The sequence below is a fragment of the Leptodesmis sp. genome, assembly GCF_052746595.1.
Window position 1 is genome coordinate 13,961 of record NZ_JBRAGO010000024.1, and the last position, 23,908, is coordinate 37,868.

At 50.5% G+C, this 23,908-nt stretch carries 17 protein-coding genes and 1 pseudogene; 7 read left to right on the plus strand and 11 right to left on the minus strand.

Annotation, left to right across the window (positions count from 1 at the left end):
• Positions 1-14: 14 nt before the first annotated feature.
• On the minus strand, positions 15-635 hold the full coding sequence (locus ACUVQO_RS07485) for an L-threonylcarbamoyladenylate synthase (RefSeq protein WP_445925262.1): 621 nt from the start codon (positions 633-635) through the stop codon (positions 15-17).
• 312 nt (positions 636-947) lie between these two features.
• Here ACUVQO_RS07485 and ACUVQO_RS07490 point away from each other — a divergent pair, with 312 nt between their 5' ends.
• Positions 948-4,088, plus strand: coding sequence for a GAF domain-containing protein (locus tag ACUVQO_RS07490; RefSeq protein ID WP_445925263.1), 3,141 nt, complete (start codon positions 948-950; stop codon positions 4,086-4,088).
• Here ACUVQO_RS07490 and ACUVQO_RS07495 read toward each other — a convergent pair.
• Together ACUVQO_RS07495 and ACUVQO_RS07500 are read right to left on the minus strand one after the other, a co-directional pair.
• Positions 4,085-6,793: a phospholipid carrier-dependent glycosyltransferase gene (locus tag ACUVQO_RS07495; protein WP_445925264.1), complete on the minus strand. Its 2,709-nt coding sequence runs from the start codon at positions 6,791-6,793 to the stop codon at positions 4,085-4,087. The genes ACUVQO_RS07490 and ACUVQO_RS07495 overlap by 4 nt on opposite strands.
• A gap of 13 nt (positions 6,794-6,806) precedes the next feature.
• Complete coding sequence (locus tag ACUVQO_RS07500) at positions 6,807-7,244, minus strand: GNAT family N-acetyltransferase (RefSeq protein ID WP_445925265.1); 438 nt, start codon at positions 7,242-7,244, stop codon at positions 6,807-6,809.
• A 65-nt stretch (positions 7,245-7,309) separates the two neighbouring features.
• On the opposite strand from ACUVQO_RS07500, the gene dprA reads away from it, so the two are divergent.
• Complete coding sequence (gene dprA, locus ACUVQO_RS07505) at positions 7,310-8,446, plus strand: DNA-processing protein DprA (protein ID WP_445925266.1); 1,137 nt, start codon at positions 7,310-7,312, stop codon at positions 8,444-8,446.
• A gap of 108 nt (positions 8,447-8,554) precedes the next feature.
• Here dprA and ACUVQO_RS07510 read toward each other — a convergent pair whose 3' ends face one another.
• Genes ACUVQO_RS07510 through ACUVQO_RS07525 form a run of 4 tightly spaced genes read right to left on the minus strand, consistent with a single transcriptional unit; the run spans position 8,555 to position 11,661 of the window.
• Complete coding sequence (locus ACUVQO_RS07510) at positions 8,555-10,282, minus strand: ABC transporter ATP-binding protein (protein ID WP_445925267.1); 1,728 nt, start codon at positions 10,280-10,282, stop codon at positions 8,555-8,557.
• Positions 10,279-10,611 carry a DedA family protein gene (locus tag ACUVQO_RS07515; protein WP_445925268.1) on the minus strand — a complete coding sequence of 111 codons (333 nt, stop codon included), beginning with the start codon at positions 10,609-10,611 and terminating at the stop codon, positions 10,279-10,281. The genes ACUVQO_RS07510 and ACUVQO_RS07515 overlap by 4 nt, the downstream gene beginning before the upstream one ends.
• A complete protein-coding gene (locus ACUVQO_RS07520) occupies positions 10,601-11,020 on the minus strand; it encodes a DedA family protein (RefSeq protein ID WP_445925269.1) in 420 nt (139 codons plus the stop codon). The genes ACUVQO_RS07515 and ACUVQO_RS07520 overlap by 11 nt, the downstream gene beginning before the upstream one ends.
• 5 nt (positions 11,021-11,025) lie before the next feature.
• Positions 11,026-11,661, minus strand: a complete 636-nt coding sequence (locus ACUVQO_RS07525) for a DedA family protein (RefSeq protein ID WP_445925270.1) — start codon at positions 11,659-11,661, stop codon at positions 11,026-11,028.
• 306 nt (positions 11,662-11,967) lie between these two features.
• Between ACUVQO_RS07525 and ACUVQO_RS07530 the strand changes: the two genes are divergently transcribed.
• The 3 genes from ACUVQO_RS07530 (at position 11,968) to ACUVQO_RS07540 (ending at position 17,549) form a co-directional block, all read left to right on the plus strand.
• The gene (locus tag ACUVQO_RS07530) at positions 11,968-13,293 is read left to right on the plus strand and encodes an ATP-binding protein (protein WP_445925271.1); all 1,326 of its coding nucleotides are present in this window, start codon (positions 11,968-11,970) and stop codon (positions 13,291-13,293) included.
• A 47-nt stretch (positions 13,294-13,340) separates the two neighbouring features.
• Complete coding sequence (locus ACUVQO_RS07535) at positions 13,341-16,328, plus strand: nSTAND1 domain-containing NTPase (RefSeq protein WP_445925272.1); 2,988 nt, start codon at positions 13,341-13,343, stop codon at positions 16,326-16,328.
• 117 nt (positions 16,329-16,445) lie between these two features.
• On the plus strand, positions 16,446-17,549 hold the full coding sequence (locus tag ACUVQO_RS07540; protein ID WP_445925273.1) for a hypothetical protein: 1,104 nt from the start codon (positions 16,446-16,448) through the stop codon (positions 17,547-17,549).
• Positions 17,550-17,680: 131 nt separating this feature from the next.
• Here the strand turns inward: ACUVQO_RS07540 and ACUVQO_RS07545 are convergent, their stop codons facing one another.
• Positions 17,681-18,628 carry a Sll0314/Alr1548 family TPR repeat-containing protein gene (locus tag ACUVQO_RS07545; RefSeq protein ID WP_445925274.1) on the minus strand — a complete coding sequence of 316 codons (948 nt, stop codon included), beginning with the start codon at positions 18,626-18,628 and terminating at the stop codon, positions 17,681-17,683.
• 205 nt (positions 18,629-18,833) lie between these two features.
• Here ACUVQO_RS07545 and ACUVQO_RS07550 point away from each other — a divergent pair, with 205 nt between their 5' ends.
• The gene (locus ACUVQO_RS07550) at positions 18,834-19,508 is read left to right on the plus strand and encodes an ABC transporter ATP-binding protein (protein ID WP_445925275.1); all 675 of its coding nucleotides are present in this window, start codon (positions 18,834-18,836) and stop codon (positions 19,506-19,508) included.
• On the plus strand, positions 19,505-20,320 hold the full coding sequence (rsmG, locus tag ACUVQO_RS07555; protein WP_445925276.1) for a 16S rRNA (guanine(527)-N(7))-methyltransferase RsmG: 816 nt from the start codon (positions 19,505-19,507) through the stop codon (positions 20,318-20,320). The genes ACUVQO_RS07550 and rsmG overlap by 4 nt, the downstream gene beginning before the upstream one ends.
• Before the next feature lie 149 nt (positions 20,321-20,469).
• Here the strand turns inward: rsmG and ureC are convergent.
• From ureC to ACUVQO_RS07570, 3 genes and pseudogenes are all read right to left on the minus strand, one after another.
• Positions 20,470-22,206: pseudogene (gene ureC, locus ACUVQO_RS07560) on the minus strand (urease subunit alpha).
• Positions 22,207-22,421: 215 nt separating this feature from the next.
• Positions 22,422-22,691: a sensor histidine kinase gene (locus tag ACUVQO_RS07565; protein WP_445925286.1), complete on the minus strand. Its 270-nt coding sequence runs from the start codon at positions 22,689-22,691 to the stop codon at positions 22,422-22,424.
• Positions 22,688-23,851 (minus strand): sensor histidine kinase, encoded by a 1,164-nt coding sequence (locus ACUVQO_RS07570; protein ID WP_445925277.1) that lies wholly within the window; start codon positions 23,849-23,851, stop codon positions 22,688-22,690. Before ACUVQO_RS07570 ends, ACUVQO_RS07565 begins: the two co-directional genes overlap by 4 nt.
• Positions 23,852-23,908: the final 57 nt, after the last annotated feature.

Genomic DNA, 23,908 nt, shown 5'->3' on the forward strand with positions numbered 1-23,908 from the left:
ACCGGCTCACCCACTCACTCGTCCAATACCACCGCTCCCTGACGTAACACCTCCCACCCTGATTCAGTCCACCGTACAACTGTAGAGGGAACTCCGGAGGAAGAAGAAGATGGGGTCAGAGGAGACGTTGACTGTAAGACTTGCAGTTCGGATGGGGAGAGGGTCAAGACCTGGGGAAATTGCGCCTCAATTTCGGCCATGGTTTGTAAGGCAGGTTGTCCAGAAAGGTTAGCGCTGGTAGTGGCAAGCGGCCCCGTGCGAGACAGGATGGCCTGGGCGATCGGGTGCTTCGGCACTCGTACCCCAATCGTGCTTGGATCTTTGGGGTTCAATTCGGGAGACACTCGATCGCTGGCTGGTAGTACCAGCGTCAAGGCACCGGGTAGGTAACGATCGGCTATCTGTTGCCAGATCTGGCGTTCTTCAGAACTTCCCGTCACATAACTCCATAGCTCTTTGACCTCTGCAGCCATTAAGATCAAAGGCTTATCCAGGCTGCGTTGTTTGGCTGCAAAGATCAGACTGGCCCGATCGGGACGCGCGGCGAGAGCGGGAACTGTATCTGTGGGAAAACTAATTAAGTCCTGTCCTGAATTTGCGCCTGCTACTAATGCTTCAAACGAAACCTGCGTCATTGCTCCTGCTGTTGTAAAAGGTCCTGACCCACCACAATCTTGGCAAAGATTTCCGCTAAAGTAATCTTTTCCAACCTGTCCGATTAGTGAGTTTGACTATGAACTTAACCCAAGACTTCCAGTATGATAAAATATCTGCCTCCTGTGGCAGGTTCTCTACTTTTCATCTATGAAAAATATTTTCTGAGCCGCTGAATTATCTGCAGCCGTTTTACTAGAAAGAGACTGGATTTCAAGAACTGACTCTATCCATTACGGCCTGTCGGCGGAAATTGTTAAGGGGAAACAGATGGAAAGGGCTTTCAACAGCTAATGGACAAGTACCGCAGCATTTTTGACAATGCAATCGAGGGTATCTTTCAAACCACTCAGGATGGCCGATATCTGAGTGCCAATCCGGCCTTAGCTAAACTGTATGGCTATGAATCTCCCCAAGCCTTAATCGACTCGCTGATAGATGTTGAGCATCAACTGTATGTGAATCCCGCTCGTCGCCGCGAGTTAATTCACTTAATAGAGAAGCAGGGAACCGTGACTGGTTTTGAATCTCAGGTCTACCGTCGAGATGGCAGGATAATCTGGATTTCGGAAAATGTTTATCCAGTTTATAGTGCCGATGGTGATTTCCTGTATTACGAAGGCACCGTTACCGATATTAGCGATCGCAAACAAACTCAGGCGGCATTACAGGCCAGCCAGCAGACTCTCGCATGTCGAGAACGCTATTTAACGGCCCTAGTAGAAATCCAAACCCGTCTCCTGGCTCAAACAGATCTGGCAGAGCTATATAACTCAATCTTGGAAATATTAGGGCGGGTATCGGGGGCAAGCCGAGTATACATCTGCGAGAATCACCAGGATGCAGTGGGTAATTTGCTCATGAGCCAGCGAGCAGAATGGTGTGCCCCTGGCATTTCGCCAGAAATTGCTAATCCCTTACTGCGAAATCTCCCCTATCATCCCTGCTTTTCTCGCTGGCAAGCCATCCTGAGGGCGGGAGGCATGATCAACGGTGGTATCCAAGACTTTCCCCTAGCAGAACAGAAGTTGCTGAAGGCTCAGGGAATTTTGTCGATTCTCATTCTGCCGTTGACTGTCAACACTCAATTCTGGGGGGTTATTGGCTTTGAGAACTGCGAGCAAGCCAGAGCTTCTGATGAGTGGGAAATCCGCTTACTGCAGTCGGCGGCTTCCGCCCTTGCCCTTGCCCTGGAACGCAGACAGGCCGATCTGCAACTGCGTCAACAGTCTGAACGAGAACGGCTGTTACGAGCGATCGCCCTGCGGATTCGCCAATCGTTGAATTTAGATGAAATTTTGGCGTGTACAGCAGAGGAAATTCGGCAGGTCTTGCAAGCCGATCGGGTACTAATCTACCGCTTTGATAACTGTCAGGGAGTTCTGGTCGCTGCCTCGGTGCAAGAAAACTGGGATGTGCCGGCCCAACCAGACTCCCATCAAATCTGGCATCGAGATGCAGACGTTGATTACGACAAAAGCCAGACTCAAGTAGTGCATAACGTTGAAGCGCACGGTTTTCCTGATCGGTATCTGGCTTTGATGCGCCACCTGCAGATTAAAGCCAAAATCGTCGTGCCTCTGTTCCAGGGAGACCATTGTTGGGGAGTTTTAGCCGTTCATCAATGTTCTAACCCCCGTTGCTGGCAGGAGTTTGAAATCGATTTAGTCCAGCAACTGGCCATCCAGGTGGTGATCGCCATTCAGCAAGCTCAGCTTTTCAGCCAACTGCAACAACAAACTCAGCGAGAGCACCTGCTCAACCAGCTTAGCCAAACCCTCAATCCCAGTCATGATCTAGACTACATCCTGCAAGAGATTGTCAATTGTACTGGTGTGAGTTTCGGAGTTGATCGCGTCCTTATCTACGCTTTTGATACAGAAATTCGAGTGTTGACCGAATGGCGGAAGAACGATCAGGTCGTCTCTATGCTCAACTTTCGAGTCCCCCTTTCCGAATGCCCGGATTTGATCGATCCACACTCCGATTTCAACCAGCGGCGACCCTTTTACATATTTGACTATAGCCAGGTGCCCTTAACCCCCGCCCGCCAGCGACAAATTGAACAGGATCAAACCTGCTCTGTTCTGTCGGTGCCCATCTTTATTCACGACAAATTATTTGGGTCGCTGGTCTTGCAAACCACCACCCATTACCGCACCTTCACCCAAGACGAAATTCAGTTCTTGTCCCGGATTGCGGATCAGGCCGCGATCGCCCTGTACAATGCCCAGAACTACGAGTATCTAGAGCAACTGGTGCAGCAGCGCACCCAGGAACTGGAGCAGGAAAAGCGGATTTCCGAAGCGGCCAGCCGTGCCAAAAGCGAGTTTTTAGCCACCATGAGCCACGAACTCCGCACTCCCTTGAATGCCATTCTGGGACTCTCTCAGATCCTGCAGCAGGAGATTTTCGGCAGCCTGAGTCCTAAACAACTGGATTACATTAATCACATTCACAGCAGCGGTGAGCATTTGCTGATGCTGATCAACGACATCCTGGATCTAGCCAAGGTAGAAGCAGGCCGAGAAACCCTGAATCTGACGACATTAGTGGTTTCCGACATCTGTAAGTATTGTTTAGCGCTGGTTCAGCAACAGGCGAATGAGAAAGGACTGCAGCTACTGAGTGAAATTGATCCAGCCGCCCAGGTTTGTATTGCTGACGAGCGGCGACTGAAACAGATATTGCTCAATTTGCTCTCGAATGCCATTAAATTCACCCCAACTGGGGTGGTTTCGCTGCAGGTCAACAAAGAACCAGCGGGCATTTCGTTCAGTGTGATTGATACCGGGATTGGCATTCCGCCTGAAAAATTGTCTCTCCTCTTTCAACCCTTCAGCCAATTGGATAGTCAACTCAGCCGTCGCTATTCCGGCACTGGCCTGGGGTTGGCTTTGAGTCGTAAGTTAGCTCGTCTGCATGGAGGAGATATTACTGTAGAATCAACTCTGAATCAGGGGAGCCGATTTGTCTTGTATTTGCCAGATTGTCTAGTTGATTGTTCTGAGAGTTGTTCGTATGGGCTGCTGGCCTGCGATCGTCCTACCGTAACCCATCCTCCTGTCGGACGCATTCTGTTAGTGGAGGATGACCTCTGTAGTGCCACGCTGTTGCAAGATTATTTGCGGACAGTCGGCCACCAAGTTGACCACTTAAGCGATGGCACCGATTTCCTGAAGCGGGTACGGGCCTTTGAGCCACACCTGATTTTGATGGATATTCAACTATCTCAGGAGGTAACAGGTTTAGACTTGCTCCAGGATTTGCGGAGCCAACCTGATTTATGCCATTTGCCCGTCGTCATGGTGACCGCAATGGCTATGAACGGCGATCGCGAGAAATTTCTGCAAGCCGGAGCTACCAACTACATCAGCAAACCACTCGACATCGTGCAACTGGAGTCCTTACTAATGAAGTACATACACCCCTAGAAACCGGGTTTCTGCCAGAACAATTTCCAATAGTGCCACGCTTGCAAGACATTCCCCTGCATTAACGAGGCAATCCCGCTGAGGGCCTGCACTTCGGGTAAATTAGGATCTAACTGCAACGCCTGATTCAAGGCCACCTGTGCGGCTCCAGGTCGAAAGTCAAACAAGTTCACAAAAGCCAGATAGGCATAGGCATAAGGATTGTTCGCATCCAGTTGGGTGACTCGCTCCAGAGCAGCGATCGCAGGATTGACCTGACGCTTCAGCACCGTTGCCAGTGCCAGAATATAGGCAAAGCTGGACTCTTTGGGTTCCTGTTGCAGTCGATATTGCATGGCCTGTTGAGCCTGCACCAAATAATCCTGTACCGCATCATATTGATTAATTCGGCTAATCTCATCCGAAAGGTGACTGAGGGCCGGAGTTCCCTGAGGCAAGGTTGCCGCCAGAACACTCAGTTGCGTCACCAGATCCAGTTCTGGGGCAGGAGCCGCTTTGGCGGTTGGGTCAATTCGTACCGTCACAGCGGGAATGGTGAGAGGAGTGGCCTGCTGGGTGCGGCGATCGAGATATACCGCCTGGAGTTGATAAGTCCCCGGTGCAATTCCAACAGGGGGTAACATGGCGGTGCGTTCTACCACTTGAATCGGCGATCGGGGTGCGGCAGATGCATCAAGCTCCGGATAAAGCTGACCCAGGCCAATGCCATGATCATGAAACCAGCGGTTTTGATCAGATTGATTGGTCTGTCTCGATCGTTGCCAGGTCAGCACAACCAGACCATTTTGCAAGGCATCCCACGAACCTGACCAACGGTAAGTAACGGGAATCGGTTTCCCAGCAGGAGCCTGAGCCGGAACCTGTACTTGATCCAGTTGCACCGGAGCCTGTCCCTTGTCAGTTCCCGACTTCGGATTCAGCACCACCTCCACGGCTGGCACCCGTCGGCGATAGAGCTTCAGTGTGCTGTTATCTGGTAATGGCCAGGTTTTTTGCAGTTGAAAGGCTTGACTTTGTTCAACGGCCTGCACGATCGCCGTTTGTGCCTCCTGATTGCGAATTGACCCCTGATTCTCAGTTTTAGTGATAAACCAGTTGAGCGATCGCTGATCCTGCTTGACAAAAGACTTACGAGCACCCACCTGCCGACCAAACACCTGAAAGTTATGCAACAGACCGTAGTAATTAATGTTGTGTTGATTGATCTCTGGCGTAGAGGGCAGAACTCCTATGGTGGAGCGTAAATAGGGCATCGCTGTCGCCACTTCTGCCACCACTTCTTGATGGGGAAAGGGTGGCCCGGAGTAGGGGTGGAAGCCGGAGTGCAGATTAGTCACTCTGAAACCCGGAAAAATCGGAAACAGATTGGTCAGCATTAAAATTCCGGCCAGCGCTACCGTACCCCAGCGCAGTAATCGCCACGATCGCGGCAATAAGACTAATCCATAGGCCAAGACGATCGCCAGCACAGGTAAGTAGGGGGCAACATAACGAATGTCCTTATTGGGATTGAGGGAAGACATCACATAGCCACCCACCAGAAAAATCAGCAGCCAGAGTAACGCCTTGCGACAGGCGATCGCTGAATGCTGCCGTTGTTCCCGATAGGTTGTCCCATCCTCTGGTATTTCTGATTCTCGCTGGATCATCTGCGATCGCTGCCAGAACAACACCAATCCCAACAACGGAACAAGCAGCAGCGGCCAGGATACCATTCCTGGTAATTCTCTCAGGTACAGTGTCCAGGCTTGAAATGACCATAGGGGAGGTTCCCCTTCGGCGATCGCGGAATCGATCGTTGCCCGTTTACTAGAAGTCAAAATCAGCAACCAGTTGGTGCGATACCAGGGCAGGAAGACAAACAGCGATATCAGCAGTCCGAAACCAAGTTGTAGTAATGAAATCCAGGCTCTTTGCCAGACTCGTTCTCCAATTACCCACACAATCGGCACCAGGAGAAAAAGAGCAGTCGTCTGCTTGGTCATCAAAGCCAACCCCAGGGTGATGCCAAATAGTGCGGCTAAGAGCCAGGGGTGAAGGATGGTGATGGGGGGATGGGGGGATGGGGTAGAGGGTAGAGACGAGATTGATTGTTCCTCTGTGGAATCAGATGGGGGGAAAACAGCTTCTGAACTTTTAATTCCAAATTCCAAATTCTTAATTCTGTTGTGGCCTCGCCACAGGGTCAGGATGGTGAAACAAAGAGTGACCATTGCAGCCAGGGGATAGTCCAGAATGAACACCAGACGAGTTTGGTAGAGGTTGGGCATGAGGACACAGAGGCCAGCCGCCCACAGACCAACCTGACGGTTGAACAGATAGAGTCCCAGCCCGTATACAGAACTCAGAAGAACGGCGCTAAACAGCAGAAAAACGATCGCGGCTCGATCTTCTCCCGGCCCAAACAGGCTGATAAACGGTGTTGTAGAAATATAGACTAGGGGCGGAATTTTAGATGACAACTGCCAGAGGCTCGTCCACCAGTCTCCAGAGAACCACTGAGGAGTTTGCAAGGCTTTCCAGTATACCACGGCACCAGTCAGGTAATCTGCTGGATCCCAACTGGGAACGGAATGATCCAGGGCAAACCAGAGGCGATCGAGTACCGCACTTACCAGCCAGATGGCTCCCAGAATGGACAGTCCGCTTAATTCGTATGGATACTCTTTGGGGAGAATCCGCCGATCGGAATCATGACCAATCACTTGTTCAGTCCGTTTAGCGCAACAGCTTTCTCATGGCAATGTGAGGAATTCCAGCCTCCTCAAACGCCTTCCCCTCTGGGACAAACCCCAATTTCTGATAAAACTCCCTGACAGGTTCCTGGGCGTGCATGTAAACCTCCGTCACCTGACGTTCAACCAAAAAAGCCTCAATGTAATCCATCAATTTGCGACCAATTCCCTGTCCTCGAACCTCTGGTAGCACAGCAACCCGTTCTACTTTTGCCGTTTGATCTTCCAGAGAACGGATTCTAGCAGTTCCTACCGCTTTTTCACCAAGAAAAGCAATGAGATGGTGGGCGCGTTCATCCTTGCCATCAAATTCCAGTGTGGGATCCACTCCCTGCTCAATTTGAAAGACTAGATAGCGAATTTTATAAACCTGGGGTAGCTCCTTGGGAATCTGGGCCGATCGAATAATGAGGTTGGTCATGATTAAATCTGGTGCAATTGGGGGCGATCTGTGAACCCTAAAAAGGACATCCAGTTCATGTACCCATGATAAAAGAACGTGCCTTTTGGCTGGCTTGGTCACAGATTAACGGCATTGGCCCCGTTTTACTCAAACGCCTGCAAACGCACTTTAAATCCCTTGTCGCAGCCTGGGAAGCCAGCTCGGCAGATTTGATGGAAGTTGAAGGCTTTGGCTATCAAACGGCTGAGATGGTAGTAGCGGAACGACGGGCCATCCAACCGGAGCAACTCTTGAACCAGCATGAACAGGAGAACCCCAACTTTTGGACACCTGCCGATCCGGACTATCCTCGCTTATTGCTGGAAATTCCCGATCCGCCGCCCGTCCTGTACTATCAGGGCAAGGTGGAAGAACGGGAGTTAAATGGTCTGGCTCCTATGATAGCGATCGTCGGCACGCGATCGCCTTCCCCCTATGGCCGTCAGTGGACTCGCCGCCTGACGATCGCCTTGGTCGAGCAAGGTTTTACCATTGTTTCTGGTTTAGCCGAGGGCATCGACACAGAAGCCCACCGCAGTTGCCTGGAAGCAGGGGGGCGGACGATCGCCGTTCTCGGTTGTGCCGTCAATGTCGTCTATCCCTGGTCAAACCGCAGCCTGTACCAGCAATTGGTGCAAACGGGACTAGCTTTAAGTGAACACCCTGCTGGAACGCAGCCCAATCGTACCTTTTTCCCTCGCCGTAACCGGATTATTGCCGGATTGTGCCGTGCCGTTCTGGTGATGGAAGCCCCTGAAAAATCCGGTGGTCTGATTACAGCCTACTATGCCAACGAGTATGGGCGGGATGTATATGCGTTACCCGGACGATTGGATGATTACAAATCTCTGGGTTGCCTGAAGCTGATCGATCAGGGCGCACGTCCTATCCGGGGCACCGACCATCTTTTGGAACTGTTAGGAACGATTCCTCAATTTAAAGAACCCCCTGGAGTTTCTACCCAGCAATTTTCTCTGCCCCTCAACCTATCTTCTGATCTGGCCCATATTCTTCAGGTATTGACTGATTTGGCTCCCTCCCTGGATGGGGAAGCGGTTCCTTTCGATTTGCTCGTTCAGCATTCCGGTTTACCCGCAGGCTCGGTCTCCAGTGCTTTAACCCAGTTAGAAATGGAGGAGTTGATTACCTCTTTACCGGGAATGCGGTATCAGCGGAGCTAGGATTAGGGATTGGGAATTAGGAGCAGGCCAAGGAAGTTTCTTTGGTGCGTTACGCTGACGCTAGCAGCACCCCACATTCCTTAATGCACAATTCATAATTCATAGTTTTTATGCTTGGAACTGTTGGGCGTAGAAACGGGCGTACCGTCCGCCCTGGTTCAGGAGTTCGGCGTGGGTGCCGGATTCAACAACCTGGCCGTGTTCTAGAACTAGGATGCGATCGGCCCGACGAACGGTGGCTAAACGATGGGCAATGATGAAGACGGTGCGATTCCGCATCACTCGCTCCAGGGCTTCCTGAACCAGGAATTCCGATTCGGAATCCAGAGCGGAGGTAGCTTCATCCAAAATCAGAATACGAGGATTGAGCAGAACGGCACGGGCGATCGCCAGTCGCTGCCGCTGGCCTCCAGATAAGTTTACGCCTCGTTCCCCGACCCAGGTTTGATAACCCTCTGGGAATTGAATAATGAATTGGTGAGCATTGGCAATCTTAGCAGCAGCCTGGATGGATTCCATGTCGGCACGAGTTTGGCCAAAGGCGATATTTTGGGCGATCGTGCCAGAGAACAAAATCGTTTCTTGAGGGACAATTCCAATCTGACTGCGGAGACTGCGCAGGGTGACATCCCGAATATCGATACCGTCAATCAGGATCTGTCCAGCTTGGGGGTCGTAGAGGCGGGGCAACAGGTTGGCGAGGGTGGTTTTTCCGGCACCGGAATGTCCCACCAGGGCGATCGCTTCTCCAGGTAGGGCCAGCAGACTGAGTTCCTTTAGAACAGGTTGATCGGGTTGGTAAGCAAAGCTGATGTTGTGGAACTCCACTTTTCCAGTTACAGGGGGTAACGCTTCGGCCCCCTCTTTTTCAATCACTGTCGGTTGCATTGCCAGCAATTCAAACACTCGATCGAGGGAAGCCTGCCCCTGCTTAAATTCGTTGTAATTACTGGTCAGCAGAGAGATTGGATCAATCAGCATGATCACAGCCGCCAGATAACTGACAAAAGCACTGCCTGTGAGATTTTTTTGAGAAACCTGCCAGCCGCCCAAGAGTAGCAGTGAGAGCAGGGCGATCGCTTCCAGGAAGCCGACTACAGGAGATTGAATGGCCTTCAACTTTTCCGTGCGGTAACGGGCCAAACGATTTCGCTCTGCTTCGCGACTGAACCGTTCCAGGGTGTAATCCTCCGCCGCAAATGCCTGCACCAGACGCATGCCACTAAAGACTTCCACCAGCAATGCGGATAGGTTAGAGATGCGGCTCTGACTGCGGTAAGATAACGTTCGGATGCGCTCCCCAAACCAGGTAATTAATCCGGCCATCACGGGAGCAATGACGAGCGTTGCCAGCGTCAACTGCCAGTTGAGGTAGACCATGTACCCCAGCACAACGATCAATTGCAGCAAACTGGGAATAAACTGATGAAAGATTTTGTTGACCACTTCACTGATGCGATCGATATCCTCCGTCATCCGATAGGCCAGATCGCCGCTCTGGGCTGACTCGAAATAGCTGAGGCTGAGCCGTTGCAGATGGGCATACACCTGCGTCCGAAGCTGAAACCCAATAGCCAGAGCAGCTTTTGCCATTAACGTATCCTGGCCATACTGGGCAATCTTCTGCACCAGAAAAGCCAGGGTTCCCAGCCCAGCCATTTTAGCAATGGCCAATACCTGTCCCTCAGCCAGTGGTTTCGCAATCTCACCCGCTAACCACGCCAGGACAGGCCACATGGCCGTAAACACTAGCGTGCAAAGCAAGGCTTGGACGATGGTTCGCGTTTGGGGACGAATGTAAGCAAGAAGCTGCCAGTAGCGATCGCGATCGTTCAACGTCTGCTAGTTTTTCTGTCTTGATACAGATGAAAAATCGCAGGGGCAATAGATACCACCACGATTACCAGGATAATTGGTAATAAATACTTATCAACATCGGAGATCACCTGCCCCAAATAATATCCCAATAAGGTGATGCCAGCGGTCCAGATTAAGCCGCCGATGATGTTATGGGCAACGAAAGTTGAGTACTTCATTGCACTGATACCCGCAACTATAGGGGCAAAAGTCCGGACGATGGGCATAAAGCGAGCTAATACAATGGCCTTTTTACCGTGTTTATCGTAGAAGTTTTGAGCACTGACTAAATGCTTCTTATGAAACATCCAGGAGTCCTCTCGTCGAAATATAACGACGACCAAACTTGTGGCCCGTCACATAGCCAACATTATCTCCTAGAACGGCACAGATAAAAGCACCCAGAACCAGCAAGGCAATGTTCAAAAACCCTTGAGAAGCCACAAACCCTGCTGTAAACAGCAAGCTGTCCCCTGGCAGGAAAAAGCCAACCAGCAAGCTAGATTCCGCGAATACAATTCCCCAGACTCCCAGGTAGCCAAAAGTTTTAATAATCTGTAACAGATCAAAGTGCATGACATTATTTCTCGTTGAGGAAATACAGCCTTGACTGAATGAAACTGAATGAAACAGGTGGGGAACTAACTTCTCCCCCTGCCCCTCTCCGCCCCGGAGAGGGGTGCCGAAGGTGGGGTGAGGTTTGCGTATATAATTCACAGTCCTTAGTGTAAGTTTCTGCGTTTGCGAGAGCGGGATTGCTTGCGCTTCCAGACCCACAAACCAAAGGCGATCGCTAGGCCAATAATGACGTATTTGGATAGCGGCCCCAACCATTCATCGACTTTGTCGTAGTGTTCCCCTAGCTTGTACCCCAGAAAGGTGAGAAACGTCACCCAAAGGGTCGTCCCGGCTGTGGAATATAGAATGAAAGGAATCAGGGGCATAGCGGCAATTCCCGCAGGCAGGGAGATCAGAGTCCGCACACCCGGAACTAGCCGACAGACGAAAACAGCTTTTCCTTCATGACGAGTAAACCAGCTATTGGCTTTATCAATATCTTTGCCGGAAATCGTCAGCCACCTGCCATAGCGATCGGCCAGATCTCTCAGGCGTGGTTCCCCAATAAATTTGCCCGCATAGTACCAGGGAAATGCTCCCAACACCGTTCCTACCACTCCCGCAGCCACAGCAGGAATAAACTCCATTTTTCCTTGAGAAACCGTAAACCCGGCAAATGGCATGATTAACTCCGAGGGAATCGGCGGGAACAGATTTTCCAGGAACATGAGCAGTCCAATTCCCAGGTAGCCCATTGAACTCATCGTGTTGATCACCCATTGGGAAATCCATTCAGACATCAGGTTCCGTCCTATTCCAGAGATCGGTGGTCAGGTGAAGCAGGGCGATCGCCCCTTGTCTATTCTCGTAGCAAATCATGAAGTTTTATCAAAAAATGTTTCGGTCACCACCCTGGCCAGCCTCGAACCAATTTGCCATCCGAGGATTCAGAGCTTTTACAGCAAATTTAAGTCGATGGGAAGTGAGTGGTGGATGGTGGATAGTGGATGGTGAAGGGTGAAAAGTGTAGAGCTTTAAGTTTTGAGTTCTAAGTTTTGAGAGCGGCTTTATTTCTCCCGCCCCTGTCCCTCCCCCCTCTCTCTCCCATGCTCATTGACATCGATCGCTTCTCCAAAGCCTGTAACCCCGGTCAAACCCTGAATTATGCCAATCCCCAGGAGCGGCGATATTACATCGACTTTTCCTCCGTGCGGGGAGCGAATTTGATTCAGGAATTGAAACGGACGATCGTGCTGCTGTCCGATCGCACCTGTCAGTTATTTACCGGACATGTGGGCTGTGGCAAATCCACAGAGTTACTGCGGTTGAAGGCAGAACTGGAGGAAATAGGGTTCTACGTGGTCTACTTCGTCTCCAGTGAAGACCTGGATATGTCCGATGTGGATGTAACGGATATTTTGATGGCGATCGCCCATCAGGTGAGCGAAAAGCTGGAATCTGACCGGATCCGCATCAGGCCCAATTACTTTATTAACCTGTTCTCCGAAATTGGTGATTTGCTGCAAACGCCAATCGAATTCTCCCATATCGAGTTTTCAGTGGGGATTAGCAAAATTACGGCCCGCGCTAAAGACAGTCCCCGCCTGCGTAGTCAACTGCGACAATTTATGGAGCCACGCACCAATGGCATTATCAAAGCCATCAATCAGGAATTGTTGGGACAGGCCACTCAGGAACTGCAGCGACGGGGAAAACGGGGACTGGTGGTGATTATTGACAATCTCGATCGCGTGGATGCCCGTCAGCTGCAAACGGGACGCACCCAACCGGAATATCTGTTTATCGATCGCGGTGATCAACTCTCCAACCTCAACTGTCATGTGGTTTACACCATTCCCCTCTCACTGGTGTTTTCCAATGAAAATGAAACCTTGCGCTTACGACTGGGCAATGGCATTGCTCCGCTTGTGTTGCCGATGGTGCCAGTCCGTACCCGTGATGGAATTCCTCTGGGCGAAGGCATTCACCTGCTGCGGCACATGATTCTCGCCCGTGCTTTTCCTAACATCAAACCCTCCCAACGGCTGGAGCAAATTTCGGAATTGTTTGACAGTCGGGAGACCCTCGATCGTCTCTGCCTCGTCAGTGGGGGCCATGTGCGGAATTTGCTGGGTTTAGTCCAGGGCTGTATCCGCCAGAGCGACCCACCCTTCTCACGAGAGATTGTGGAACGAGTGATCCAGAACTCACGGGACTTCACCGCCCGATCGATCGATGACAAGGAATGGAAATTAATTTTCCAGGTCGTGGAACAGCAAAATGTGCAGGGTGATATCGAGTATCAGATGTTGCTTCGCAGTATGTTCGTGTTTGAGTATCAGGATGCTCAGGGAACCTGGTACGCGATTAATCCCGTACTGGCAGAGACAAAGCGGTATCAGGACTGGGTCAGGAACCGCAAGGCAGAATAGAGGTAGAAGTTGGGAGTTAGAAATTAGGAATTAGGAGTGAGGTGGGAGTGGGGCAACAGTTGGATGTGGAGGTGCGGAATCAGCGATCGCTACAGGCACTGGTGCGGGCAGTTACCTTATCGCAGGAAGAGTTCAGTCTGATTCTGGTGCGGTGCAATTATGCCCAACTGCGCGATCGGATTTTGACTCGCCTACAAAATTGCTGTCCCATCTCCATTGAGATATTGACGCTACCGGAATCAGCGAAGACCCTGCTGACAACTTTACAAGTGGAACTGGGAGTAGGGAGTGGGGAGTGCGGATTAGGGAGTGAGAATGAAAAAAAACAACCCCAGCATCCAAAATCCAAAATCCAAAATCCAAAATTTCCTCAGGCTCTCTTCCTATTCGGTATGGAATCCCTGCATGATCTGGATCAGGTGTTGATTGCTACCAACCTGGTGCGGGAAGAGTTACGAAAGCAATTTCCCTTTCCTCTGGTGTTATGGACCAATGATGATGGACTCCATAAACTAGAGCGGCTAGCTCCAGATCTCTATAGTTGGGCTGGTGGCATTATTCAGTTCGACATGCCGATTCCCGAACTGGTGCAATCGCTGAAGCGCCACAGCGATCGCCTATTCAGTTCGATTCTAGATTTGGGAGATGAGCAGGCCGTGGCGAACTGGGCGATCGTTCCCCATCCCAATTCCTTGCGGCAAAGTGAATTGCGGTTCGCCCTGGCAGATTTGCAGGCGAGCGAGTACGCGATCGACCCTGAACTGCAAGCCAGCCTTGATTTTCTTCTGGGACAGGATGCCCACTCTCGCGGCGAACTCGAAATTGCCCGCAAACTCTACGAAAGCAGCCTGCAATTCTGGCTAGACACCGCAGGGCGCAATCATCACGGAACAACAATTCAAAACTCAAAACTCAAAACTCAAAACTCAGAACCTTCCTCTACCTCTTCCCCATCTCCCCCCTACCCCCCCATCCCCTACCTGGAACGAGCCGCCTGTGTACTCTTCTATCTTGGCCTTTGGTGGCGCTCTTACGCGGTCTTGCAACGGGCGACTTACGATAACGCGGTGTATCAAGCCTATGACCACTTTCGTCGCAGCCTGATTCTATTTACTGAAGAAGGTCGTCAGGATCTGGTGGCCCGGTTCATCATTGCCCAGGCGGAAACCCTACAGAAGATGAAAAATTGGGGGCCGCTGGAGGAGTTGGCCCGACAGGCTTTGGTACTGCACAAACTATATAAGGATCCCGTTCGGCAGGCTCGCGATCATGGCTTTCTAGCCGAAACGGCCCTGGCCCGATCAGCTTGGGCAGCGGCTAAAACTCAAGTGACGATGGCCTTGCAGATTTTGGATCGGTTAGAGGCTGATCTGCATGCGGATGGCCATCCTGCTAATCCCCATCTGGAACAAAGTTTAGACCTAGCCCATCGCTATCACTATGCCTGGTACTTGTTTATGTTGGCCAGGGCGGAGAAGGAATTGGGCAACCTGGATGCGGCGATTGATTATTTGGAAACCGCCCGCGATCGTACCCATCCCCACAGTGATCCACCGCTGTATATTCAGATTCTGCGGCAACTGCGGGATGATTATTTCGATCGCGGGGACTATCAACTGGCCTTTCAGACGAAGCAAACCCGTCGGTTGATTGAGCATCAATATGGCTATCGGGCCTTTGTCGGTGCGCTCCGGCTACAACCTCAACACCTGCAACCCGGTATTCTGTACCCCCTACCGCCCCAGGTGGATCCTCAAACTCTGCTAGCTCAAGAGATTGCGGCTTCCGGGCGGCAAAAGGATTTGGATGCATTACTGAACCGCCTCGCCTTACCCAAAAACAAGCTGATCGTGCTGCATGGGCCATCTGGCGTTGGCAAAAGTTCGATCGTCAGCGGTGGATTAGTGCCGATGCTGCAGGAGCATTTAATTGGCGAACGCACAGCGATCGCGGTGTTACTAGAGTCATATACAGACTGGCAGGCCAACCTGGAAAAATTGCTTAGTCAATCACCAACGGGTCAGGTGGCAGACCCCGATTCCTCACCGGACTTGTTGCATCGCTTTCGGGCTTTGACCGATCGCAATTACCTTCCCATTCTGATCCTGGATCAGTTTGAAGAGTTTTTCTTTGTTTGTGACAGCGTTCCGTTGCGTCGTCCTCTATACCAATTTCTCAAGAACTGTCTGAACCTGCCGTTTGTGAAAGTCATTCTGTCCTTGCGGGATGATTATCTTCACTATTTATTGGAGTTTCAGCGGCTCACCAATCTGGACATTATTGATAATGACATTTTGGGCAAGGATATCCGATATGCCTTAAATAATTTCACGGCGGAAGAAGCTAAAACCGTTATCCAGAGCTTAACTGAACAGGCCCAGTTCTATTTGCCGAAAGACTTGATTGATGCTGTGGTGCAAGACCTGGAGGGAGAGTTGGGTGAAGTTCGCCCCATCGAATTACAGGTTGTCGGCGCTCAACTACAAGCAGAAGACATTACCACTCTGGAAGAATATCGCCGCAAAGGTCCCAAGCAACCGTTAGTGCAACGCTCTTTAGAAGATGTAGTCAAAGATTGTGGCCCGGAAAATGAGGAACTGGCTCGGTTGATTCTCTTTTTGTTAACCAATGACAAAGGTAGCCGACCGCTCAAAACTCGCGATGATCTAGAAGCTGATTTGATTGATCTGGGTTTAATCGCTCAGGCAGACAATCTGGATCTGGTTTTGGAAGTGCTGGTGGGTTCCGGCTTATTATTTCTCATTCCGGAATATCCCGCAGACCTTTACCAGTTAGTTCACGAGTATTTAGTGAGTTTTATTCGTGAGCAATATAAAACAGGTCTGGTTGAAGAATGGGAACGAGAACGGGAACAACGCCCAGCCTGGAATAAAAAACGGAGGCCTGACCTGCAACAGGATGTCGCCCATGAGGAGAAAGTTACTGCTCCATTCCAACAGTCGGGATCCTGGTTGGCGATGGGTGGATGGATTTTTGTAGGAATCCTTTTGATGTTACTGCTTGTATATAAGTAAAGTGATTTACGTGTTTCTGCAGTCTTCTCGATCTTCCTGTATTAGTTAGTACGTATATTTACAAACTCTCTGTGTAACTTTACTGTTTCTTAATAGCGGGTATGTAAGGATAAATACATGTTAGCCGACTGTGAACAAGCAGGATTTCAGCAGATGATTTACCAAGAGTTAGTTAAAACACCCAGGCAGTTTGCGGGAGATCGCCCCACTGTCATTTTTAAAAAACAACCCGACATTACATTTGTCTGCTGCATCGAGTCTGGATGGTTAGAAGCCCAAGCCATACGCATGCTTGAAAGTTTGCGGCGTTGGGGAGGGCGGTTTGCCAATGCCCGGGTAATTGCTGTGACCCCCCGTTTAGGCTGTCCTTTGTCTAACAGAACTCATCGTTTACTGGAAGAATTAAATATAGAATACCTGCGCTTTCAGGCCGATCATCCCTATACCTGGTTATCTTACGTTAATAAACCCCAAGCACTTGCAGCAGTAGAAAAGATAAGCACCTCAGAATTTATTTGTTGGCTCGATAGTGACCTTCTGATTGTGGGTGAGCCAGAGGACTTAATATTAGAAGAAGATATAGATTTTGCCGCTTGCGCCACATTTAAAGACATTGCTACCAGCGGCCCTGGCGATGAGTTTGAACCCTATTGGCAAGCAATTTGCCAGACATTGGGGATCGATATAGAAGCACTGCCCTGGGTACTGGCACAAGCCGAAGATTTACAGATCCGCCTACTTTGGAATAGCGGTATGTTTGTGTATCGCCGAAATTCAAATTTTGGTCAGTATTATTTGGATACTTGTCTTCATCTACTTGACTCCAGGTTAGTACCTAATACATCAGGGCTATTTGTGATTGGCATGAATGAAATGATTGCTGTTGGCCTCGCAATGGTTAAACAGAACCTACCCTGGAAAGCCTTACCGATATCCTATAACTTCTCAGTTAATTACCGAAATAAACGACCGAAATGGTTCGATGTCAATCTGTTTAGTGAGGCAAAGATTATTCATTATCATGACTCCATGTTGCCTCAGCATTGGGACAAGTTTTTGACTTCCATGCAATATTGCCATCCAGAAGTGGCTGAATGGTTATCTCAAATTGGGCCAATGAAAAGTTTTGCTGCCCCCCATTGGCGCTTGATGAGTAAGGTTCTGGAGGGATACCGTTCTCAGAAACATAAGTTCTATTGCAAAGCCTGTACTGCAGTTTAGTACATTTACAATTGGCTTCCTATTGGCCATTCAAAAGCCCTTTTCCGGCAGATAACTAAAGCCAAGGAAAAGGGCTTCAACATTTGGTTGCTCACCCCAATTAATTTGTTAAGTGCTTTTTGTTAAGTGCTTTACCTGGCCCCTGTGATGCGCTCTTTCGTCTTTCTTAACGTCCGATTGATTTCTTTTACCAGGCTGTGGGGTAACTGGTCTTGTTTGCTCAGCGCTTTTTCCAGGTAGGTCACACTTTCCTGAACCTTGCCTTGTTTGGCGAGAATCCTGGCTTTCAGATACCAGAGTTCGGGGTTATCAGGAGCCTGGCCGATCGCGCGATCGACCGCTTCGGCCGCTTTATCAAATTGTTTCAGTTCCAGATAGCCCATTGCCAGTCCCCGTTCTGCCAGATAGCGGGGAGTCGCGTACTTCTCCAGGCGTTCTAATCCTTTCGTAGGGCTAGACAGGGGCAGATATAAACCTACATACACATCCATAAAGCCCCGCAGCAGGTTCAGTTCTGGATCATTGGGAGATTGAGCTTCAGCCGCATTCAAATATTTCATGATTTGCTGCAACTCACCCAGCACCTGGGCGGTTCCTTTGATCGTGCCCTCCTTGGTAAAGGCATAAATTCCATCAAAAAAATGACTGACGGCCAGATATAAATTACTCCGTAATGAATCTTTAGCTGCTAACCCTTCTGCCGCACTGCGAGTTTGAGCCGCATAGGAACGAAACTGTTCCAGTATGGTAGAGCGTTTGTCAGCTTCATCCTTGTTTAACCCCAACATATCTGTGTAAGTTAAGGAGGCTTTCATTGCCAGGGCCAGCGGTTCATTGGGATCTGCTTTACTGAGGTAATCAGCAGCCAATTTATAATCGCCTTGTTTGAAAAAGGCTTCAAACGCTTTTTGGGTATTTTCGTTGATTGGCCTTGCATCTGTCGTGCGAAAGGGATCTTGGGCCAGAACAGAACCTGACCATAGCCCAAAGGCCACGATCGCCGCACTAACGATTCGGGAAGCCGACCTGAAAACGGCTTGGGCAGGAGTTTTTTGAGAAGGTATTAACCAGTCAGTCATAGCGGGTATTCCGGTAATCGGCTTCTATCCTATCGCTGATTTCTTGGCAATGCCTAGTCCAGATTCAGCAGCTAATGGCCATGCGAGCAGGCGTTGGGCATAATGGGAAAACATATTGCTGCAGGCACAGCATCTGACACTTTCCAGGGGCCAAAAGTTCCGACTGCTCTGCTTGCCTGCGATCGCTCCTCTGAGATTATTTTGAATGCTATATCTGAAAAATCTGACTTACCACCCCACCGCCAGCCACACCCCGATTCTGAAAGGGATTAATTTACAGGTTGCCCCCAAACAACTGACTTTGATTGTTGGCCCCAGTGGATCGGGCAAAAGCACCCTCTTAGAAATTCTGGCCGGACTGGCAGAAAAGACGCGTGGGGAGATTTATTGGCGAGAACAGGAACTCACCCCACTTCACTTGCAACAACTGAGTGGGCTGGTGTTTCAGTTTCCCGAACGGCATTTCTGCGGTGGCACCATTCTGGAAGAGTTACGGTTGGGCCACCCTGAACTGACCCGCGATCGCATCCAACAAGCGCTTACTGAAGTTGGACTGGAACATTTAGCCCTCAGTACATCCCCTCAATCCTTGAGTGGCGGACAGCAACGGCGGCTGGCTCTGGCGGTGCAATTGATCCGGCAACCGCATCTGCTGTTACTGGATGAACCAACGGCTGGACTGGATTGGTCGATGCGCCGGCAACTGGTAAATCTGCTGGCCAAACTGAAAACCCACTGGAGTTTGCTGGTGGTTTCCCACGATGCGAGTGAGTTGGTGGATATTGCTGACCAATGCTGGACACTCAGCCACGGCGAACTCTCTGCCGTTTCTCCAGAAAGCTTAAAAGCCAGCAAGAACCAACCCCTGATTGCAACATGATTCTTCCTGCTGACGCGCCTCATCTGCCCGACTGCCCCGATCGCTGGTTGAGTACCCTATCCTGGCAACCCGATGCTCATCAGCAAAGCCAGTTTCAGCAACTCTATGCAGGCATTCTGGAAGGGAATCGCCAGTTAAACTTGACCCGCATCACAGACCCCATCGATTTTTGGGAGAAGCACCTGTGGGATTCCCTGCGCGGCATTCAACCCTGGCTACACAGTGCTGATGGAGTTGAAGCAGTAAATCCTCCAACTCCTAATTCTCAACTCTCAGCTCTCAACTCTCAACTGTCTGTGATTGATATTGGTACCGGCGCTGGATTTCCTGGAATTCCTGCTGCGATCGCCCAGCCCACCTGGACAGTCACTTTATTAGATTCAACTCGCAAAAAAATTGAGTTTCTGAAGCATCTGCTGACAGTCCTGAAGCTCTCCAATGTCCAGACGCTTGTTGAGCGAGCAGAGCCAGTAGGCCAATCTTCAACCTACCGGGAAACCTTTGATCTAGCCCTGATTCGAGCCGTAGCTACGGCTCCAGTCTGTGCAGAGTACGCTTTACCCTTACTCAAACTTGGCGGGGTTGCTGTACTTTATCGAGGCCAGTGGACTCCGGCAGAAAATGCTCAATTGACTCAAGCAGCGACTCTATTGGGAGGCCTCCTGGAACAGGTGGATCAATTCGTCACTCCGATTTCCCACAGCGATCGCACCTGTATTTATCTCCGCAAGGTTAAACCAACACCTCTAACTTATCCCCGTGCGATCGGCGTTCCCAGCCAAAAACCCTTGCCCATCCATCCCACTGTTTAGAGGGGGTTTGAAAGATGTCCGGCGGTTAAAATCGCGACTACACTCGCCCAGTCTACTGACACAGACTCAATAAAACCAGGTTTCTAGTAACCTGCGTTGGCAGGTTTTCTCCGGATAGCCGCAACTTCAGTCGCTAGGGTGATGATGTTTCAGAACAAGAAGTAGCGTTGGGCCATTGGGAGGACGGTGGCGGGTTCGCAGGTGAGGAGTTCGCCGTCGGCGCGGACTTCGTAGGTTTCGGGATCAACTTCCATGTGGGGCATAGCATCGTTGAGTTTCATGTCGCGTTTGGTAAGCTGGCGAATATTGGCAACGGGGGCAATGCGTTTTTGTAGGCCCAAGTGGTGGGGAATGCCACGATCGCACGCAATCTTAGACAAAAATGTCAGGGAAGTGGCTGCGATCGCACTGCCAAAGCTGGCAAACATGGGACGCATGTGAACAGGTTGGGGCGTGGGAATGCTGGCATTGGCATCACCCATTTGTGACCAGGCAATCAGACCACTTTTAATCACCATTTCCGGCTTCACCCCGAACATAGCAGGTCGCCAGAGGCACAGATCCGCCAATTTTCCTACTTCCACGGAACCTACATAGTCAGCAATGCCGTGAGTGAGAGCCGGATTAATTGTGTACTTAGCGATGTAGCGTTTGGCCCGGAAGTTATCGTTGCGAGGGTTGCAATCGGGTCGTCCCTGCTCATCTTTGAGGGGAGAGAGCCAGCCGCGCTGCACTTTCATCTTGTGGCCCGTCTGCCAGGTACGAATGATCACTTCTCCAATTCGGCCCATTGCCTGCGAGTCGGAAGACAGCATACTGAAGGCTCCCAGATCGTGCAGGATGTCTTCAGCGGCGATCGTTTCCCGACGAATGCGAGATTCGGCAAAGGCAATATCTTCGGCAATGCCCGGATCCAGGTGATGGCAGACCATCAGCATATCCAGGTGTTCATCCAGGGTGTTGATGGTGTAGGGACGGGTGGGATTCGTGGAAGACGGCAACACATTCGGCTGACCGCAGATTTTGATAATATCAGGTGCGTGCCCTCCTCCAGCCCCTTCCGTGTGATAAGTGTGGATGCAGCGGTTTTTGAAGGCGGCGATCGTATCTTCCACAAATCCAGCTTCATTCAGGGTATCGGTGTGGATCGCTACCTGGATATCATACTCATCGGCCACACTCAGACAGGTATCGATCGCGGCTGGTGTAGTTCCTCAGTCTTCGTGAAGTTTCAGCCCCATCGCTCCGGCTTCCACCTGTTCCCGCAGTCCTTCTGGTTTGGCACTGTTTCCTTTTCCCAGAAAACCGAGATTCATGGGAAACGCTTCGGCAGCCTGCAACATCCGGTGCAGATTCCAGGGGCCAGGAGTGCAGGTGGTGGCATTGGTTCCAGCCGCAGGGCCAGTTCCACCGCCGATCATGGTGGTTACGCCAGAGGCGATCGCGACTTCGATTTGCTGAGGACAGATGAAGTGAATGTGAGTATCAATGCCACCTGCCGTGAGAATCATTCCTTCCCCGGCGATCGCTTCTGTACCGGGGCCAATGATGATCGTCACATTGTCTTGAATCTGGGGATTTCCGGCCTTGCCGATCACATGAATTTTGCCATCCTTAATCTCCACATCAGCTTTAACAATACCCCACCAATCCAGAATCAGGGCGTTGGTAATGACGGTGTCTACAGCTCCGTTGGCATTGGTAATGGGAGATTGGCCCATCCCTTCCCGGATCACCTTGCCACCACCAAATTTCACCTCATCGCCGTAGGTGGTGTAATCTTGCTCGACTTCAATGATCAATTCCGTATCGGCTAACCGGAGGCGATCGCCCACGGTTGGGCCAAAGGTTTCCGCATAGGCGCGGCGATTCATGCGGTAACTCATAATATTGGATTCCCCACCCCTACCAATCAACGCACCCCATTATCGAATGAATTCCCTGCTGGGATTGTCCAGTTTTATAAACTTTGCTGACAAAGCTCTTAAACCAAGTCCAGTTAGAGAACGGTCGTTTTCCGATCAGAGAAACGACGGTTTTGGACTTGGACTAGGGTGAAGTTCTGTGTCAAATCTGGACATTTCTTGCTCTGCTTAGCGGCTTAGCTTGTCTCTTGAGCGTGTAGCAACGGGAGAGTGAAATAAAACGTGCTGCCTTGACCAGGACTGCTTTCTACCCAAATCTGTCCACCGTGCTGTTGCACAATGCTTTTACATATAGCCAGTCCTAACCCAGTGCCGCCCTTTTGGCGAGAATCAGACACATCCACTTGCTGAAAGCGATCGAAAATATACTCCAGTTTTTCTTCCGGAGTACCGCGTCCCTGATCCTTAATCGAAAAGAGGATATAGGAGGGTTTTGGGTTGGCTATCGGCCTGTGTCCTCTATCCTTGTTAGTTGATTAGCTTGTGGTTCAGGGTTTGGGGCTTGTGAATTCAGCATTCTATAATGTCCATCTGGTTTACCTTCTTGCAGGTTTCTTCCCTCGGGCCTTGGGTTAATTGGTGACGCATGACTCACTGACGCATGCCTAATAACCAGTGCCAGCTCTTCTGCTGCTTGCTTTTGGCCTGCTTCTATCTTTACTTTCCCATTTTCGCTGCCCCATGCTCCGCTCTCCCTTTCGGCTCTGAGCCAAATCGTACTGCCTTCAGGGGAAAACTTAATGGCATTTCCCAGGAGGTTGGTGAGAGTTTGAACAATGGCATCGGGAGCAGCCCAAACCTGAGCGGATACTGGTGCCCAAGCAATACGGGTAAAGGAGCCAGTGGCGATCGCTTGTACGGATTCCACTGCCTGCTGAACCAGATCATTCACCTCACAGGATTGCATCACCAGGTTAACCTTACCGGATTCCAACCGTTCTAAGTCGAGAATGTTATTCACTAAGCGCACTAATCGCTCACTGTTATTCAATGCAACCCGTAGCATGTGCCTGGATGTTTCCGGTTCATTGCTCAATACTCCAGCATCCAAGATGCCAAGCGATCCCTGAATCGCGGTCAGGGGAGTGCGCAGTTCATGGCTGACGATCGAGATAAATTGATCTTTGATGCGATCAAGTTGGTGCCGATCACTAATGTCTCGAACAATGATGAGGACTGCATCCTCTCCACAGGGAACAACGCGGATTTCTTCATATTGCAATTTGCCTTGCACCCAGACCTCTTGCTCATAAATTTGAGGTTCGTGAGTGGCTAACGTCCGTTGCATAGCCGCTAGTTGCCGCTCTGCTACTTCCATCGGCAGGAGTTCTGATAGATGCTTCCCAACTGGATTAGGGTCTTGAATCAGGCTGATCAGTGAACTGGTTTGGATGATGTCCAGAAAAGTGCCATCTCCCCTACAAAGGGTAATCATATCGGGAATGGCCATCAAAATGGCGCGGTTGCGGGCTTCACTGGCTCGTAGCGATTTCTCGACCTGAAGGCGTTGGGCCATTCCTGTGAGTATTCCAATCCCGATCGCTCCCAACAGAATGACTCCGCCCAGTGCAATGATTTGCCAAAGATAAATGGTGATAGTTGTCATGGAGCCGGATGCCAATACAAACCCACAATAGTCAGCCTGGGATTGATGATCCTGCGG